At 57.3% G+C, this 17,496-nt stretch carries 13 protein-coding genes; all 13 read right to left on the reverse strand.

Annotation, left to right across the window (positions count from 1 at the left end; genetic code table 11):
* Positions 1 to 67: 67 nt before the first annotated feature.
* Positions 68 to 325, reverse strand: a complete 258-nt coding sequence (locus tag NJ69_RS22310) for a PAAR domain-containing protein (RefSeq protein WP_039576697.1) — start codon at positions 323 to 325, stop codon at positions 68 to 70.
* A complete protein-coding gene (locus NJ69_RS22605; protein WP_155290514.1) occupies positions 297 to 1,493 on the reverse strand; it encodes a DUF6708 domain-containing protein in 1,197 nt (398 codons plus the stop codon). The genes NJ69_RS22310 and NJ69_RS22605 overlap by 29 nt, the downstream gene beginning before the upstream one ends.
* The gene (locus NJ69_RS05010; RefSeq protein WP_039576700.1) at positions 1,493 to 4,102 is read right to left on the reverse strand and encodes a T6SS effector BTH_I2691 family protein; all 2,610 of its coding nucleotides are present in this window, start codon (positions 4,100 to 4,102) and stop codon (positions 1,493 to 1,495) included. Before NJ69_RS05010 ends, NJ69_RS22605 begins: the two co-directional genes overlap by 1 nt.
* A gap of 9 nt (positions 4,103 to 4,111) precedes the next feature.
* Positions 4,112 to 4,993, reverse strand: a complete 882-nt coding sequence (locus NJ69_RS05015) for a DUF4123 domain-containing protein (RefSeq protein ID WP_039576701.1) — start codon at positions 4,991 to 4,993, stop codon at positions 4,112 to 4,114.
* A complete protein-coding gene (locus tag NJ69_RS05020; protein WP_039576703.1) occupies positions 4,990 to 7,176 on the reverse strand; it encodes a type VI secretion system Vgr family protein in 2,187 nt (728 codons plus the stop codon). The genes NJ69_RS05015 and NJ69_RS05020 overlap by 4 nt, the downstream gene beginning before the upstream one ends.
* A gap of 177 nt (positions 7,177 to 7,353) precedes the next feature.
* Complete coding sequence (locus NJ69_RS05025; RefSeq protein ID WP_039576707.1) at positions 7,354 to 7,611, reverse strand: PAAR domain-containing protein; 258 nt, start codon at positions 7,609 to 7,611, stop codon at positions 7,354 to 7,356.
* Entirely contained in the window at positions 7,611 to 8,501 is an 891-nt protein-coding gene (locus tag NJ69_RS05030) for a DUF6708 domain-containing protein (protein WP_039576710.1), read from the reverse strand. The genes NJ69_RS05025 and NJ69_RS05030 overlap by 1 nt, the downstream gene beginning before the upstream one ends.
* Position 8,502: 1 nt before the next feature.
* On the reverse strand, positions 8,503 to 11,493 hold the full coding sequence (locus NJ69_RS05035; protein WP_039576713.1) for a T6SS effector BTH_I2691 family protein: 2,991 nt from the start codon (positions 11,491 to 11,493) through the stop codon (positions 8,503 to 8,505).
* Positions 11,486 to 12,400 (reverse strand): DUF4123 domain-containing protein, encoded by a 915-nt coding sequence (locus tag NJ69_RS05040; protein ID WP_245219542.1) that lies wholly within the window; start codon positions 12,398 to 12,400, stop codon positions 11,486 to 11,488. The genes NJ69_RS05035 and NJ69_RS05040 overlap by 8 nt, the downstream gene beginning before the upstream one ends.
* A 5-nt stretch (positions 12,401 to 12,405) precedes the next feature.
* On the reverse strand, positions 12,406 to 14,574 hold the full coding sequence (locus tag NJ69_RS05045; protein ID WP_039576725.1) for a type VI secretion system Vgr family protein: 2,169 nt from the start codon (positions 14,572 to 14,574) through the stop codon (positions 12,406 to 12,408).
* 72 nt (positions 14,575 to 14,646) lie between these two features.
* Positions 14,647 to 15,162 carry an Hcp family type VI secretion system effector gene (locus tag NJ69_RS05050; RefSeq protein WP_029612742.1) on the reverse strand — a complete coding sequence of 172 codons (516 nt, stop codon included), beginning with the start codon at positions 15,160 to 15,162 and terminating at the stop codon, positions 14,647 to 14,649.
* 133 nt (positions 15,163 to 15,295) lie between these two features.
* Positions 15,296 to 16,144 (reverse strand): type IVB secretion system protein IcmH/DotU, encoded by an 849-nt coding sequence (icmH, locus tag NJ69_RS05055; RefSeq protein ID WP_052191995.1) that lies wholly within the window; start codon positions 16,142 to 16,144, stop codon positions 15,296 to 15,298.
* 1 nt (position 16,145) lies between these two features.
* Positions 16,146 to 17,483, reverse strand: coding sequence for a type VI secretion system baseplate subunit TssK (gene tssK / locus NJ69_RS05060; protein WP_039576728.1), 1,338 nt, complete (start codon positions 17,481 to 17,483; stop codon positions 16,146 to 16,148).
* Positions 17,484 to 17,496 lie beyond the last annotated feature (13 nt).

Here is a 17,496-nt window from a genome sequence, read left to right on the forward strand (position 1 = left end):
CCAGTACCTGCCCACTGAGCCGCAGCTTCACTGCTGCCGTCCTAGCGGTGGCTGACTGGGACATTTTTCATGCGATTTGCCAATCTGAGTCACCTTCTATCAGCACGCCACCATGATCGGTGCGATCGCCTTGGCGGGCGACCGCTTTCCCTCCTACGTGAAAGCTCGATGCCCCGGTCTGGATAATGGCGCCGCAACTAATGCGGTCCCCCACAAGCGCGGCCGCTCGGCCTTTCACAGTGAGGCTGGAGGTGCCGGAAATGACTTCGCCCTCGCCATGAAGGGGGCAATCATGTTTATGGCCGATCAGCACGATGGGTTTCACAGGGGATCTCCTTTTCGAGGGTCGAGGTTTCCACTTCGGTCTTTGGCTTACGCGTAGAGGTGCGTTTCTTTCTCTCCGGACGCTTGCCTGGGCGAGCAGCCCAGAGGTAAGCGTTTTCGCGCAACCGTTCTTGGATAGCCGGTGGATAGTCTTCAAGCGTGGTCAATGGCGGAGTGGGCTTTCCGGGTAGGCCGGCTTCGCGAATAATCTTGGGCCAGCGCGGTTTCCAGCACAGCATGAGGCTCAGCCAGTGACCGGTTCCGATGATCAGGAAGGCGGGCGAGATCAAGAGCAGGCCGATCTTGGTGATTCGGGAGGAAGTTCGAAAGTAGTGGGTCAGCCCTTCGAATTGAGGGGTGAAAGCTTGCCAGGGCCAAGGGAAGTGCGAGGTGATGTGGGGGCGTGGCAAACCCTCTGGCCCTTCATCCATGAAGCGGCGGATGAACTCCCATTCGGCTTGCAGTTCTGCGAAGTTGTTAGTGGCCTTGCCTACATGGACGAGCTCAGGATGAAGTGTGCCGGTGAACGAGGGTGGCCATATCAGCACTAAAGGAACGCCTAAGCTACCGGCAGCGGCATATTTTTTATCCGAGCCACTGCACATGACACCGTGCCAGGGGAGTGTGACGATGCCGCCACAGTACGATGGGCGATGCAGGTAGACTTGCTGGGTAGTGCGGTTGAAGCGTATTAGCAAGTGGCGGGATGTGAACATCTCGAATCGCGTGAAGCGCAGTCCAAATTTTAAGTAAAGCCATAATGTACCCACGCCCATGCTTAAGAAGAACAGAGCCAGGAAAAGTCGTTCACCGTAGGGTTCACCGTTATAATTTTGGCTAAGTCTGGCTAAAATTTTTATAGAACTTGTAAAAACATAAATATCGCTAATTATCATAGATATTATAGTGAGAGATAGTATGCTTATCAGTCCGCGTTTATCCTCCCACATGCCGATACGCATTTCTAGTACTTGCTTGTTGTAAACATAGACTGGTCCGCGGCTCTTGGGAGTGTCGCAAGCAGAACTCTTGGCAGAGGCGAGCATTTCCAAGTCGTCGCTTTCATATATGTCTTTTAGTTTGGGTTGTTTATGCTGCTTGTTAAAAGCGTCGCGCTCTTCTTTTGGATCGATGTACGAGAGCCATGTGAGCCATTCAACAAAATACATTATATGACCTCGCTAATCGCATAGAACAAAGCTTCAAGCTCTTCCACATCTTCTGCGTAACCTTGGTGAGATAGCTGAAGGCGGAAGCAGCATTTACTGCACCATTTTTCTAGCGCGTTTTCATCGATGACCAGTAAGGCGATGCTGCTGGCGAGCACGATGGTGCTTCCAATCCAACTCAAGCGACTAAGCCAAAGCATGGCAGCCCTATTAGCGGCCAATCGCACAGATGATCTTGACAAGAGCGCGTATGATTTACTTGCACGAGCAGCGGGGTCTCTAACCGACAGCCAATGGAAGAACGCACTACCCTGAGAGAACGCTATGCCTCCTTGTCCCAACAGAAGAACAATGGTAGATACCGCCCTCATTCTGTAGGCTAGTGCTGGTAGTGATTTGGATCTATCACTTGCATCGCGCGCGTCGGAAAGGTCCCAAGTAATACTGACAACCCCACCCACTGTCGCTAACCCAGCCCCCCACAACCGATAACGCCCCAGGCTAACTTGCGCACCCCGCGCAGTAACGCTGTTCTCCCCAATACCTCTAAGCGTTACTTCAGTCCCCACTGCAAGTAGTTCCATCCCTGCAGCCGCACTGGTCAATGCGGCCGCAGTCACTTCGCTCCAGAAGCGTCGGTTCATGTCATCTTTCCGTCCCTGCAACAGCAGCAACCCGGCCTCCAGCAGCAGTAGCGCACTGGCCACACGCAGGCGATAGAACTGATTGCCGTGTACCCCGTGCAAGGTCTCGACATAAGCGCGATCAAGGCGGCGCACGACAGGTGCCGCGACACGACCGGCCGACGCGGTTTGACCGTCCAGCGCCTGCTCACTCAGCCGCAGGTTCACTGCTTGCTCGCCCAGTGAGGCAATGAGGTAAGTGCTCAGGCGTCGGTACAGCAAGCGATCGACGCTGCCCGGTGCCCCCACTGACAAGCTCTGTCGCCCCAATTGCCCGAGCCAGACCAACGCGCCGGCCGTGTTGGCGGGGCTGTGTTGCGCGAGCTGGTCTAAATGGCTATCGACCTGGCTGAAGTGTGCGGCGAGTTCCTTGGCGTGTTTGAGCGACGTATCCAGTTGCTGCCAATGATCGCCATCCGGCGGCAATGCAGCCAGTTTTGCGCGCGTCTGCTCGAGCACCTCTGCGGTCCCGCGCTGGTTGAAGACAAACGAGCGCAGTGCCAAGTTATCGGGGGAAATATTGTCGGCGTGCCACCATCTGGCAAGTAACGCTGCGCCGGCGGGCACGCCTTCGAGACCGACCACGCACAGCCCTGTCTGGTGTGCAAAGCATAGGCCGTTGTCGATGTCGTTCTCGTCGTAGTGGGCAAGTGCGTTCAGCAGCTCGGAGGACTTCAACCACGCGAGGTGATCTGCCGCTCTGGACTCGGCCAGACGTTGTGCTTCACGGCTCTGCACATCGAACGAATCAAGGTGTTGGTGCATACCTTGTAGGTTCACCTGTGACAAGTAGCGCTCCTCGAAATGCTTGGCAAATTCGCCGCTTCTCGCACGGGTCTCGAGACTCTGCCTTTTCAATTCACTGGCGCTGTCGAGAATGGCTTCTTGGGTCTGCGCCCACCATTCGGCCATCTGCGGATGAACGGCCTGTTCGCTGGGGGCGAGATAAGCGCGCATCGCCTCTTTATGGTGATCGACCAGCGCGGCGACTTTGCGCTCAGTGAATTGCTGATGCAGTTCTGTGAATGCGTGTGCGACCAGAACCTTGCGCTCGTTGCTAGGGCCGTCTTTTTCGGCGCCGGATTCCAACCAGTGCTTGAGGTGCTCCATGCCAGCGTTGCGCCAGGCGTTGAGTTCCTGAGTAATACCGATGGCATCCTCCACCACGATGGCGACCCCCCTTGCTTGAGGTCTATCGCCCAAAGGACCCAGTGCTTGCCGCGCCGCGGCCAGTGAGCTGATGCTGGGGGCACTGAATACTTGGGCGTCCAGCAGCGTGCGCAACGCGTCGTTGGATTCGGCGGCAAAGTCGGCGACAAGCTCCAATTGGTCGTGACGAAGCATGTAAGGCCTGGGCGTCGGACAGCTGGGACCGGCGAAGGGCGCTATGTTCAAGGCCGGTAGCCTGTCGCGTCGACGCAGCAATTGTTGCTGGGCGGCGATGGTCAAAGGGTCAGGGCTGTAGAACAGGCGCAGTTCAAGCAGGTCATCGAGGTCCTGCACCTGGAACGCCCAAGCCATGTTGCGAATGAAGGCCTGGAGGGTTTGGGTACCGGATGGTTGAGGCTCTGGATGTTCAGGATTGACGAGCGACAGGGCCCCGTTCGCGGCGATTCGATAGGGTAGATGCAGACTGTTTCGCCCAGTGCTTTTGCGCTTTTCCATGACATACAGGAAGCCTTCGCGAAGCGGGCGAATGGCGTAGTCGGCATGACCCAGCGCCGTGATGCGATGAGGGTGACGCAGGTGGTCAGGCAGGGCAGGTAATCGTTGCCGCTGGTGGGTGCTGCCGCCCACGGCGGCATAGCGTAATGGCAGCACCGTAAAGGTGCGTGTGCAGGTGACCTCCGGGCCTTTGGAAAAAGGATCGTGCAACGCCTCGCAGTTCTGCTGGTTGATTTCTAGCAGCGTCTTCAGATCTAGCATGAGCGGTCCCTAGCGAAGTAACGGGTGCAGGTGTGTTTCAAGGCGTTGGGCAAGTGGCAGTCTTTGCTCAAGAGACTCTTTCATGGCTGCCTGCCAAATCGGATCGAGCGTCAGCCTGTCGCCAAGCAGCGCTGAATAGGTGACGTAGGTGATCAAGTCTTGTTGCTCGATAAATCCTGTTTCTCGCGCAGCAGCGAGGTACTTGCGTACCCTGCCCAGACGTACACCGTGGCACTGTTCAGATTGCCCACTTGCGGTCAGCGAGCTTTTCAATTGATCGGCGAGTCGATGTTCAAGCGGGTCTCCTGCCAGTGCCTCCCAGCACGCATGGTCTAGCGTAAGGTTTTTGAGTTCATCGGTTGCCGATCTGTCGCCACCCATCAAACAGCACCAGATTTCTTCATCGGCATCTGGATAAGGCACCCACCAACTATGGATGGGCGCAAACCATTCGACGATTCCAGGCAGATCCTTACGTGCATGCAGCACACGCAGACATTGTTCGGTGTGATAGCGCAGTAAGTAGCGTTGGCCGTCAGGTGCCAGAACGGTGTTGGCTTGCGCCAAGTGCGTGGCTAACGCAGCAGCAGGCAACGCGCTGATGATCCAGCCGCAGATTGCATCGGTTGCGAACTCGCTCAACTCCCAGAAGAAATCAGATTGGCCCTGTAATGTGGTGTTGGTGGTGGCTGCATATAAACCAGTGCCGAACTGGCGCACGTTGCTGAGCTCATCCTGTTGCATCAGTGGACATAATATTCCGCGCTCCCGCTTTACCAGGCTTTCCACCTGGCCAGTGCTTAATCGGGAAAGTTCGAGAACAGCGGAAAGTCGATAGTGTTCTGCTTGCCGTAGAGGCCGGAGTAGTTTTTCGACGAAAAGGTCTTTCATTCGTTCTCCCCTTCCATGCGAATGACATTGCGACCTTCTGCAATGGCTTTCAGTAGACAGCTGATGCAGATGGGTTCCGCGGGCGCTGGCGTGGAACTTATGGCGAGGTTATGTGTGCTTCCTGTCGGGCTTTGGGCGACGGGGCCCTTGATTTTGATTGCAACGGCGTCAAGTGTGATGCCGCTCCCATCGAGCCTCAATGTTGCTCCCGGAGCCTTGATGGTCAGACTGTTTGATACCTGAAACTCTATGACTTGCGTTTCTTGGCGAATCGCTTGCCCAGCCCTTAGCTCAACATGTCCAACCACCTGTTGCTCCAAGTGGCCTCCAATCTCTATCGAGTGATTGGCTGTGGTTTTGTCGCACCTGTTATTACCCACCTGCTCGGTACGGTCTTCTGCAGTTGTGATCATGCGATGGCGGCCTATTTGAAGCACGTCATCCCGGCCTATTTGACGATGATGGTCTCTTCCAACTTTCAAACTTTGATCGTTACCCACTTCCTCGTGTCGGTCATGACCAATGTTGATCTGCTCATCCCGCGCGACACGTTCAGATCTATCATTTCCAATCTGGGTAGTCTCATCGTGCTTGACCACATTGTTCTGATCCCGCTCGGCATGAATGAACACCTCTTGCCGTCCCAGTTCATCCTCGAAGCGCAGCTCATTGAAACCATCCCCTTTGTGGGTCTGGCTCTTGATGGTCATGCGGGTCTTGTGTTCGGGCAGGTCATAGGGCGGCAGTTGATCGCCACAGTAAGTGCGCCCGGTAATCATGGGTTGGTCGGGGTCGCCATTGACGTACTGGATGATCACGTCCTGGCCGATGCGCGGAATGGCCATCGAGCCCCAACTGCCCCCGGCCCAGCCTTGGGAGACGCGCACCCAACAGGAGCTGAACTCGTTGTTCTCGCTCTCGCGATCCCAAGGGAAACTGACCTTGACCCGCCCCCACTCGTCGCAATAGATCTCTTCACCCTTCGGACCGACCACGGTGGCCATGTGCGGACCGTCGATTCGCGGTTTTGCCAGTGGGGAAGGTCGCCATTCGGTCTGGCCGGGGACTAGTACGGCGGTCTGTTGATAGCGCGTGCTCTGGTCGATGCTTGTGGCTTCTTCCTGCAGGCTGGTGAGCTGGCTGCCCTTGTGAGTGACCGTGTTCACTCGCCAGTGGGCATTGAGGTCGCCTCGCGGGTGTCCGGTCAGCGTGAAGCTCAGGCCCGGTTGCAGGCGAACATCGTCACCCTCGACCTCCGCAATGCGGACATCGTGACGCAGTGCCGTGATCCGGTTTTCGGTGAACGGCTTACCCACGGCATCGCGCTTGTAGCGGCCTGGGTAATCGAAGTATTCGTAGTCTTTGGATTGATGTTCCAGGAAGGGCCCGGCGGCTCTGTGCTCCTGTCGATAGGCAGGGTTGGTGAAGGTGTAATCGCGCTGAACCTGGGCAGCGGTGCGCACCTGCTCGCTGTAGCGTAAGCGCCGAAGGCAGGGCATGGCTTGATCGCCACCGCTGCTGGCTTGGTACAGCACGCTATCAGGGGCTACAGGCTCGTCGTTATCAAAGAAGCCCTCGTCTCCATCCTCGGGCTTGATGGCGCCATGACTGATCAGCCCGAGTGATTGCAGCCGATCGGTGAGGATCAGTTTGTGCAGCTTGTCACTGTGCACGAAGCGGTAGACAAAACCTTCCTCAGCAGCAAGACGAGCGATGAACGCCAGGTCCGTCTCGCCGGCCTGGACGCAGAACTCGCGGACCTGGTGGTCCATGCTGGCACGTATTTCGTACTGGTCGATGCCCTGGTGCTTGAGCATCAACTCAAGAATTTGCGGCACGGTCTTCTGTTGGAAGATACGCCAGTTCGAGCGCAAGTCGGCACGGGCCAGTTGTGGCTCAACCAGCGCGTGATAGTAAGTGCGATAGAAGCCACTTTCAGCCTGGCTGAAACGGCTGACCAGACCGTGCACGTAGCGCACTGGGCGTGCACCTTCCCAGAGGGTGAATAGCACGGGCTGGTCGAGCAGCTTGCCAAAGTCGATATCGTGGTCGTGGCTGACCAGTTGAAGTTCGAGCGTGAACGGCTGGCTGATGCCCTCGTTGAGGGTGAACGACACCACTTCGAACTGGGCGTTGCCAACGAGTGGCTGGAAGCTGTAACGCAATTTGGATTGGCTAGGCATAAGCAATCCCTGTCCGCCGTCTGAGGTTACAAAATGCCTAGGCAGCCCTGGCTGCCTGGGCGTATTTGCATGCGATTTGCCAATTTGGGTCACCTTCGATCAGCAACCAGCATGGTCGGAGCAGTCGCCTTGGTGGCCATCGATTTGGCTTCTACTTGAAAGCTCGAGCTCCTACGGCTAGTCAATGAGCCAACCTGAATACCCTTCGATCAGAGTTCCCCCATGACTGGTAGTGTCACCTTCTCTGGCTGCCGGCTGGCCATCAATGAGCGTGCAGTTTGCGCCGGTTTCAATAACAGCCCCGCAACTGATACGGTCGCCCACGCGTGCGACGGCCTTGCCATCCATGGATGTTGCGCTTGCGCCGGTTTCTACCGTCCCTGCACCATGAAGTGGGCAGTCATGGGCGTGGCCGACGAGAACGATAGATTTCATTAGCGTCTCCTTTTGTCTGGCTGTGCAGGAGCCTCTTCGAACGCCTCTGGCGGAGGAAGCGCAGCCCGTACATTGAATAGCCAGCAGACGCCATACCAGCAGACGGCGACTAAAAGGTTGTAGGGGAAAAGCACGGCCCAGAACGGCAGTTGCCAGTTTTTCTTGCCCTGGAGTTCCCCGGGCTCCCCGGTTCGCCAGGGAGCGTAATGACGCCAGGCTTCTGCTGGGGTTAGGCAAATGGCGTGCAGTGGTCGGTGCCACCAGTTAGGTTCACCAGGTGGCGGTAGATTGTCTGGGCCGTGGTCCATGAAATGGCGCAGGTATTCCCAGACTTCGGCGACGTGTCTGATGTCGGGGTCAGTGGGTTCGTTGCTATCGACCCACAGGCAGTCCTTCTGGTGAAGGCTGCCATCCGCTCGGCAGGGGGCGAAGGCGAGTGCATAGCTGGTGGTGAAAGATGAGCCGCCGGATTCGGTGCGTTTGAAAAGGCCACCGCCAGTGTTGTGCCACTCAAAGACTAATGTCTTGCTCAAGCGTTTGTAGTAGATTTTTTGGGTGGAGCGATTAAAGCAAAAGCTTGATAAGCCTTTGATGAACCATATCCTATAAATAAGGAATGGGAAGAAGATGAAAGGCGCGAGTGTCATTCCGATTAGGAGTAAAAGGTCGCGCGAGAGGTTGCTCCACGTGTCGCCGGAAAGTAGGAGAGGGTAGAATCCGATTATTAAGCTGGCTGTGATTGCACAATATAGCTTTCCCATAAATACAGAGTCGGAAACCCAAGGATTTATTAGGCATAGTGTGGTTTCTGATATGCTTGATACCTGTCCTTTAATGGCGGGTTTGTAGTTGGAGTTTAAAGATGGGTCGAATATCCAGAGGGTTGCCATGTTATCGCTCGAGTTGAAAAGATGATGTGATCTCTGTGTTGTCTTCTAAGCCTTGATTACTGCTGTAGGAGAGGTGTAATGTGACTTGTCTCCGGTGTGGGAGTTTCTCTTTGATATGCAAGATTAAGCCGGCCTCTGTGATGTGGCTGGTGGCAAATAGTGGAAATACATCTAACCCCTTGTCGTCACGAAGACTGCTTAAGCCTCCCGACCACTCGCTTATTCCTATCACAAAACCGGGGAGTAATACTGCGAACTCAGCGACTGGCTGAGGTGTTACGACTGAGTTGCTAGTGATGGCTGTCCAGTTTGGTGGTGCCCAATTGTTGTTCTGATGCCACTTGGTATCTATGCCGGCTAGACCAAGTGAAAGAGCCTGCTCTGCCGAAATTAGCTTTGGTTCATAGTGCTCAATGTGCCAGGCTCTGATTTCTGCTTGCAATGAGGGGAATGCTGGAAGCTTTTTCTCATTGTCCAAAATTATGTTAGGGCGAGCTTCGCCATCGTTTATACGATTGCCAAAAACGCTGCGTGCTACCCAAAGCTCAATCGGGAGATGAAGGCGTTCGTGTGCCTTGGCATGAAGATACATGCCTCCAGCGATGATCGCTGCGCCTGCGAGCACCAATGCAGCTGCGGCCCATCCGGCGAAAGGAATTATCGACGTAACCCCTGCCACTGCTAGCCCGGCCTCCAGGACGATGACGGAGCCAATAGCCACGCTTGCTCCGCCGGCTAGCGTATAGCGGGCTGCAGTTAAATCCCCGTTATCGGACTGACGTTCTGCTTTAACTAAATCAGACAATAGTCCAAACGCTATTGCTGGATATCCCGCTAGCCGCGCGAAAAGATTACTCCCCAAAAACTTTACAAGGCCGTTGCCAAATGCCATCCCCGGCGCTGTCGGACTCAATCTCAGCATCACGGCCTTTTGCGTCGCCCGAATACTAACCAACGTCGCTGCAGCCGCGCCGATCACGCCAAATATTGACGATGCAAACCCCAGTGTGTATTCGAGGGCGTAGCTCTTCCGCAGGCTGTTATAAGCTGTTTTTAGTGAAATTACGTTGAACCACAGCATGCCGGCATTCAAAGCTCCGCCACCTCCCGACGTCAGCAATCCAATAAAGTTGGGTTTCATGTGCGCAGTAGTGGTCAGCTCGATCGCTATCGTGCGGCTGCCCGAGATGCGCAGTTGCCTCATCTCTTCAACTTGGGCCAGACCTCTGTTCAAGTACTGTTCTACGGCCTGGCTGAAAGGGTTATTCCGAATGGCCTGATCGGTGATCTGGTAGCGCGCCGCCAACAACCCCAATACCTTTTCGGCATTAGCCTCACGCGCTGCCGTCAGCACTTGCTGCCGCAGACCATGGCTAGCGTCCCAGCGGGTAGTGCCACGCAGGCGCTTGAGCACCACGGTGCTGACCGACTGTGCGGTGAGTTCGGTGATGCCGGCGCTTGCCGGGAAGCGGTCAGCCAATCCCTCGATCACGTTGTCGGCGGCGCCCAAAAGGCTGCCGATCGCATCGGCTTTGTCCTTGAATGGGTTGAACGGTGCCAGGGCCGTATACAGCGGGCTGTCGTACTGATCGAGCCACTGCTCCAGGCGCCTGAACCGTGGGTCCTGATCTTCGCTGCCGGGGGTTGGCTGGCTCATGGGCAGAATCAGCAGCGCCAGGATGATTTCCAGCCCGCGGGCGGAAGTGAGATCGTCGCGGTCATAGCAGGCCAGGGCGGCAGCCAGGCTATAAGGGTCATCGATATGCTCGGCCTCTGCAGTGGCCAGCCAAGTATCGTGATCATGGCTGGCTTGCAATGCCAGGTCACGCAGGTGTGCCATGCGCTGATCCAGCGCATCGCGCTCGTCGAGGAATCGCAGGTATTTCTCGGTATCGATGCGCAGGCCTAGGCGTGCCCCATTGGCTGAGTAGTCTTCGTGGGTGAGGGCCAGGTAGCGTGCCGCAGCGGGCGAATGGGCAGGGTTGTCACGGGTTGGTTTCAACCTGATACCCACCAACTGCGGTGAAGGCGCATCTGTCGGGTACAGGCTCTCCAACGTCTTGTTCAGCAGCATGGCCACCAGGTTGCGATGGTGAAAGTCGCGGCTCTGAGGGCTCACTTGCTCCACGTCCAGCTTGAAGCAGGACGGTAACTGCTGTTGCTCGGGGCTTTGCGCGGGTTTCGTATGCTCCAGTTGCTCGGCGGGCATCAGGTCGCGCAGTTGGTGCTGGTAGGCCGAGACCGACAGGCTCAGGTCCAGGGCCATGCCTTCGGCGTCGGCGAGTGCCACCACCACCGGTACTTTCGGCTGCGACCACGGATAATGCCGAGCCGCTGCGCTGAGCGTGCCGATCGGTAAAGTATCGGCGACTGGGTGGCTGCTCCAGGTCAGGGGCATGCGCCGATTGGCCGGTTTGAAGTCTTCGACCCAGTTTTGCAGCGCGCTGATAGGCAAGATATGAGGCTGGGAGGAGGGGGCCTGATTGCCGGCCACCAGCTCGGCGATGTCCAGCAGGCGCATGTGCCGTTTGCGCAGGGCGGGCGAAGCGCTGATGCGGGCAGTGGTGGAGTTGGTCCACAAGTGGGGGCTGTACCCGATCCACACTTCCTTGGCTGACTCCTGGGAGGTATCTGCCCATACCCAAGCCATGGTTTTGCCAGAGCGATAGCGGTTGCGTAGGTGGTATTTCTCTAATCCCTGGTAGCGCAACTCTTTGTAATTCCCTTCTCCGTCGTATTCATGAATGACAAGCTTTTCGCCCAGAGGGCCTTTCATGAACACATAGACGTATCCTGGGCGCAGGGCCCGCAGCGTGTAGGCGCAATGCTGTAGCGGGGGCAGGCCCTGCTCCAACTTGAAACCTGAATCGGTATACCGGTAGGTAGGAGTGTCGGCGGCACGGGGCACGATCGCGTAGCGCACTGGCAGGATTGGAACGCGCGGGCTGCAGGCGGGGCCGGCAGTGGCACTGCTGACCGAAGCGTCAGTCATGAAGGGGCTCCTTGCTGTCAATCAGCGCTTGCAGTTGCCGAAGGCGCTCCTGGGGCGATTCTTCGAGGTCGGTGTAGATCTCCCCGGCTTGGCCATCGCTGATGATGGACATGTGTTTGGCCGTCATCCGGATGAACTGGCCGGCAACGTCCTCGTCACGAAAATTGAGCGCTTTGAGTTGCGGGAGCAGGGTTTCTATCCAGTGGCGGATCTCCGGCAAGGTACGGGTCGTGTAGGTCGGCATGGCCAGTACCTCGTGTGCCAATGAAAGGACAAAGTGCTCATGCAGGCCGGCCTGCAGCCGCTCCAGTTCGTGTGTGCCAAGGGTCAATGCGGGATCGGATATCGAGCGTGCAGCAGTCGGACGGCGTTCGAGGGCGTGCCATTGGTGGGCGGGGCCCCAGTTGGTTCGCCATGCCAGCCGAGATATGGGCCCCAGCCAAAGCTCGCGATTGCCTTCATCCAGCGCATCCAGCCAGGCTGAGAGATGATCCGGTTTGAGATGAAACAGGGCGGCGCCCTGGTCCGGGAGTGTCACTTGCACAAGGCTGCTGAGGTGGCCATTCAGCACTTCGAGGTCAACTTCGGCGTCCAGCGCGATGGCACCGCCGATGGGCATCCAGATCTGGATGGCATGGGTGCGGAGCTCAGGTGCTTTTGAGGTGTTTACCAGCAGAGGGCCGAAGTCATGTTGGTTATCCAGCGCGCTGCGCTTCCATGGCCATGCATGCGGGGCAGTTCGGCTGATGTCATGAAGGAGGTCGAGTACCGAAGGAGCATAGGCGGGTATCCATTCGCCTTCCTGGGGAATGGGTCGATACGCCCAGTCTTCGAGCGTATTGGTCATGAGCAGCAAAAAGTTGCAGTCGCAGGCTACATTGCCGTTGCCGGGTGGCTGAAGAGGCATGTTGCTCATTGGCTTGGCCTCTTGATGCAGCGGCAATCGGGCAAGGGGCACGTGCCATCTGCGCGGCGTCCGCAGAGGCGCTCGAGCGGCTTGCCGCTGACGAAGTCACTTGCGATGGAGAACAGATTTGTGTTGCCGCCTGGCGATTTGAGTAGCTGTCCGTTGATATGGATCGTCGAGCCGTCCAGGGTGATGCCTGTCTCGTCAATCCGGATGGAGCCACCTGGTCCTTGAATGAGCACCGTTTCCGTTGAAAGCAGTTCGTAGCGACGGGTGTGTCTGCGGATTTCAACACGAGCCTCCAGCTCGGCGTGCCCTTCAACTTGCTGTTCCAGGTTGCCGCCGATGCGGGTGTGATGATTGGCAGTGATCTGTTCGTGGCAATGATTGCCGATGGTTTCAACGCGGTCCTTGGCAACGGTGATTATCTGGTTACGACCGATTTTCAGAAAAGTGTCATTGCCGATTGTGGCTCGCTCATCATTACCAACAGTCTTGTCGCAATCGTGGCCAATCAGGATGGACTCGTCGTTATCGACCTGCTCCTTGCGGTCGTTGCCAATCTTTGTCGTCTCATCGTGCTTGACCACATTGTTCTGATCCCGCTCGGCATGAATGAACACCTCTTGCCGTCCCAGTTCATCCTCGAAGCGCAGCTCATTGAAACCATCCCCTTTGTGGGTCTGGCTCTTGATGGTCATGCGGGTCTTGTGTTCGGGCAGGTCATAGGGCGGCAGTTGATCGCCACAATAAGTGCGCCCGGTAATCATGGGTTGGTCGGGGTCGCCATTGACGTACTGGATGATCACGTCCTGGCCGATGCGCGGAATGGCCATCGAGCCCCAACTGCCCCCGGCCCAGCCTTGGGAGACGCGCACCCAACAGGAGCTGAACTCGTTGTTCTCGCTCTCGCGATCCCAAGGGAAGCTGACCTTGACCCGCCCCCACTCGTCGCAATAGATCTCTTCACCCTTCGGACCGACCACGGTGGCCATGTGCGGACCGTCGATTCGCGGTTTTGCCGGTGGGGAAGGTCGCCATTCGGTCTGGCCGGGGACTAGTACGGCGGTCTGTTGATAGCGCGTGCTCTGGTCGATGCTTGTGGCTTCTTCCTGCAGGCTCGTGAGCTGGCTGCCCTTGTGAGTGACCGTGCTCACTCGCCAGTGGGCATTGAGGTCGCCTCGCGGGTGTCCGGTCAGCGTGAAGCTCAGGCCCGGTTGCAGGCGAACATCGTCACCCTCGACCTCCGCAATGCGGACATCGTGACGCAGTGCCGTGATCCGGTTTTCGGTGAAGGGCTTGCCCACGGCATCGCGCTTGTAGCGGCCTGGGTAATCGAAATATTCGTAGTCTTTGGATTGATGTTCCAGGAAGGGGCCAGCGGCTCTGTGCTCCTGTCGATAGGCAGGGTTGGTGAAGGTGTAATCGCGCTGAACCTGGGTAGCGGTGCGCACCTGCTCGCTGTAGCGCAAGCGCCGAAGGCAGGGCATGGCTTGATCGCCACCGCTGCTGGCTTGGTACAGCACGTTATCAGGGGCTACAGGCTCGTCGTTATCAAAGAAGCCCTCGTCTCCATCCTCGGGCTTGATGGCGCCATGACTGATCAGCCCGAGTGATTGCAGCCGATCGGTGAGGATCAGTTTGTGCAGCTTGTCACTGTGCACGAAGCGGTAGACAAAACCTTCCTCAGCAGCAAGACGAGCGATGAACGCCAGGTCCGTCTCGCCGGCCTGGACGCAGAACTCGCGGACCTGGTGGTCCATGCTGGCACGTATTTCGTACTGGTCGATGCCCTGGCGCTTGAGCATCAACTCAAGAATTTGCGGCACGGTCTTCTGTTGGAAGATACGCCAGTTCGAGCGCAAGTCGGCACGGGCCAGTTGTGGCTCAACCAGCGCGTGATAGTAAGTGCGATAGAAGCCACTTTCAGCCTGGCTGAAACGGCTGACCAAACCGTGCACGTAGCGCACCGGGCGTGCACTTTCCCAGAGGGTGAATAGCACGGGCTGGTCGAGCAGCTTGCCAAAGTCGATATCGTGGTCGTGGCTGACCAGTTGAAGTTCGAGCGTGAACGGCTGGCTGATGCCCTCGTTGAGAGTGAACGACACCACTTCGAATTGGGCGTTGCCCACGAGTGGCTGGAAGCTGTAACGCAATTTAGATTGGCTAGGCATAAGCAATCCCTGTCCGCCGTCTGAGGTACGAAAGGCCCAGGCAGCGATGACTGCCAGGGCATTTCTGTTAAATCAGGCGATCGGCTTACGCCAGTCGTCGGAGCCCTCGGTGCCCGCGGTTACGTGGGTCCAAGAGATCTTGCGGTACGACAGCGATACCTCGATAAGCTGGGTGAACTCCGCGTTACTCTTGTCTTGTGCATGAGGCAGCACCGTATTGATATCGACGATGGTTGCATCCTCCATCTTGGTCGTGAAGAAGTGCTCCTGCTTGCCCTCTACCGAGGTGCGGTACCAGTTGACTTCGACGGTGGGCAGCATTTCACCGCTGGCTAAGGCTTGATACATCAACGGCGTGGCCTTGTTCAGCGAACTGGTGAAGATGAACGGTTTGTGCACCCGTTGTCCTGCGGGCTGACCGCTTTGCGGATCCGTAGGCACGGTCACTTGGTGCTTGATTTCCTGCACCAGAATCTCGTCTTCGTGGCCCTCGACAAACACATTGCCCACCGAGTCGGAGGTGAAGGCGCCCGCAGTAATGTTGCCTTGGGTCTGGCCTTCGATCTTGATGTAAGCGGGTGTTGGCATGGCAGTTTCTCCTGCGTCCATGTAGATTGAGCACGCGCACAGGCGGTGGCGTGGCCATCGGGAACGATGGGCTTGTCAACGAAGCAATTGCCTCGTCAATTCGTTGAATTCCATTACGCCGGATGTCGGCTGACTACTGCTGCAAGATGCCGTTGAGCGATGCCAGCACCTCTGTGGTAATGAGGTGCAGGCGGTAGCTGTAGATGCTGTAGGCCACAGCCATGGCTGTGGCAGATATTGCCAGCGGGCTCCACCATGGCCATTGCCGGTTCATGCGGTAGTTGCGCGGGGCCACGTTGGTGTAGGGATCGCAGACGTGTACCGGAGCTGGGCCGCGTAGTTCACGGATGATCCCGTGCAGCTTGTGGATCAAAGCGTTCAAGGACTCATCGCCTTTCGGAGCGATGGCGTATTTGCCCTTCAGGCCCAGGCACAACGCGAAGTACATGAACTCCAGTACGTCGTGATAACGCTTGGGTTCTTGCATCAGCCGAGCAAGCACCGTGAAGAGTTTTTCCCCACCCCAGGTTTCGTCGTGGAAGATGCTGAGCAAGGGTTCCTGACTCCAGCAACTGGCTTTACCCCATGGCCGTTCCATGACCGCTTCATCGATGTAGAGACATAGCCCGTACGAGTACGCCAGCAACTGAGCATGCTCGTAGCCGTGCTGGCGCACCTGCGCCCTGATGGTGTCGATCTGGTTGCGGACCTGCTGATACACATCTTTGATGTTGGGCAATGCATCAAGTGTCCGCAGGCGTATTACCAGACCGAACAGAGGTACGGCAGCATCCAGCATGGGATTGGCATATCCGCCGCACAGTTGGAAGTCGGGGTCGGCGAAGTAGCTTTGAAAAGGAGTTTTTGCCTGCGCATTCGGGTCAGTGTCGACGGATGATTTCCTAGCTTCCCTACCTGCCTTGGCCATCGTGTCGAAGAGGCCGCTGTTGCCATCCTGGCTGACGTGAATAACATCACTCATCTCATTCACTCCTGATTGCCCAAAACTGCAGTTCGAGCCCGGGGAACTCGCCAGCGACATGAATACCGAAGCCGGTGGAGGTCTTCATGTCCGACCATGCCGGACCGCGACGCTCCAGTTCGAAGTAGGTGAAGCCTGCATGGAAAGGCAGATCCCGAGGTGCCACAGGCAGTGCAAGCAATGGAATACCCGGCAGTTGCAGTGGCACTGCCTCGTTCAGTGACTCCAGCGCAACGACTTTTGCCTTCTGGACGAACATCTGCCGCAACGTGTGCGGTGGCAGATTGGCCCGGACCGCCAGGATGAAGTCCGCCTGGTCGATCAGGCGGCGGTCTTCCAGTAAGGTCGTCATTACGCCGTACTCCAGCGTCTGCAGAGGCAACGAAACGGCGCGCGGCTGTAGTACGGTGCTCAGCGCCCGGCGTAGGGTATCTTGCAGTGGTTTGAACGACGTGCGCAGCGCGGTGTGCTGATACGTAGGGTATTCCTGCGGCAGCCGGGTCTCGTCAGTGAAGGTGACGAACTCGCCACTGGCCTGGCTCATGCACAGATATAGCTGCTCGGGGTGTGTCTGGCCTTGCCTGGCCAGGTGCTGGAAGCAAGGCCACCAGCGGTTCATGGCCTGCAGCAGGTTGAAGTCGCGGATGTCCGCGATACCGGACTGCCCAGAGGCGCCGATGCGGGCTGCTAGATTGCGTGCGCGTTCGCGCAGCGTATGGGTGATCTCTTCCAGGAAGCGCTGCAGCGCTGGTATGGCGCGTACCGAAATGCTGGTGGGGTAGAAGCCTTCGTCCAACTGCAGGCTGCCATCGGGACGCCGCTCCAGAATCCGTGTCACGGCCAGGCGGGTGTAGGAACTGCTGTCATCGGCCTTGCGCTTGAGCTGAAAGTTGGGCACTGCCAAGTCGACCTGTACCAGGTCACCGTCCGCGCTGTGGGTGTCCTTGATCTCCTCGGCATGAGCGCTGTACCGGTAGTTGGCGGCATTGCCTGGCCAGCTTACCTCTCGGCCACCTTCGGTGCGCAGCGGCAGGCACAGGTAGATCTCGCTGTCTTTCGCCCCGTCATCCTCGATTTCCAATGGTGGAGGGGGCGGCAGATCGGCGGGGATATCGAACACTGTACCATCCGGCATGATGCCCCGCGCACGGGTGATAGCGATCTTGCCCAGACTGAGGTACTCGTCGTTCAACAGCAGTTCGCTGAACCCAAAGAAAGCTGCATTCAAGCTCCCTATGCGTTGGAGCAGGGCCGCTTCGCTGGCTCTAGCTGCCTGTTGAAAATGCTGCGGTTTGACGAACAGGCCTTCAGGCCACAGGACGGAATTGCGTGAACTCATGAGTGCTCCGTTT

The organism is Pseudomonas parafulva (assembly GCF_000800255.1).
Classification (GTDB): domain Bacteria; phylum Pseudomonadota; class Gammaproteobacteria; order Pseudomonadales; family Pseudomonadaceae; genus Aquipseudomonas; species Aquipseudomonas boreofloridensis.

Bases quoted from the DNA above. Each gene is read 5' to 3' on its own strand.
- NJ69_RS22605 (WP_155290514.1), bottom strand. From the start codon at position 1,493: ATGTATTTTGTTGAATGGCTCACATGGCTCTCGTACATCGATCCAAAA.
- NJ69_RS05010 (WP_039576700.1), bottom strand. From the start codon at position 4,102: ATGCTAGATCTGAAGACGCTGCTAGAAATCAACCAGCAGAACTGCGAG.
- NJ69_RS05015 (WP_039576701.1), bottom strand. From the start codon at position 4,993: ATGAAAGACCTTTTCGTCGAAAAACTACTCCGGCCTCTACGGCAAGCA.
- NJ69_RS05020 (WP_039576703.1), bottom strand. From the start codon at position 7,176: ATGCCTAGCCAATCCAAATTGCGTTACAGCTTCCAGCCACTCGTTGGC.
- NJ69_RS05025 (WP_039576707.1), bottom strand. From the start codon at position 7,611: ATGAAATCTATCGTTCTCGTCGGCCACGCCCATGACTGCCCACTTCAT.
- NJ69_RS05030 (WP_039576710.1), bottom strand. From the start codon at position 8,501: ATGGCAACCCTCTGGATATTCGACCCATCTTTAAACTCCAACTACAAA.
- NJ69_RS05035 (WP_039576713.1), bottom strand. From the start codon at position 11,493: ATGACTGACGCTTCGGTCAGCAGTGCCACTGCCGGCCCCGCCTGCAGC.
- NJ69_RS05040 (WP_245219542.1), bottom strand. From the start codon at position 12,400: ATGCCTCTTCAGCCACCCGGCAACGGCAATGTAGCCTGCGACTGCAAC.
- NJ69_RS05045 (WP_039576725.1), bottom strand. From the start codon at position 14,574: ATGCCTAGCCAATCTAAATTGCGTTACAGCTTCCAGCCACTCGTGGGC.
- NJ69_RS05050 (WP_029612742.1), bottom strand. From the start codon at position 15,162: ATGCCAACACCCGCTTACATCAAGATCGAAGGCCAGACCCAAGGCAAC.
- icmH (WP_052191995.1), bottom strand. From the start codon at position 16,144: ATGAGTGATGTTATTCACGTCAGCCAGGATGGCAACAGCGGCCTCTTC.
- tssK (WP_039576728.1), bottom strand. From the start codon at position 17,483: ATGAGTTCACGCAATTCCGTCCTGTGGCCTGAAGGCCTGTTCGTCAAA.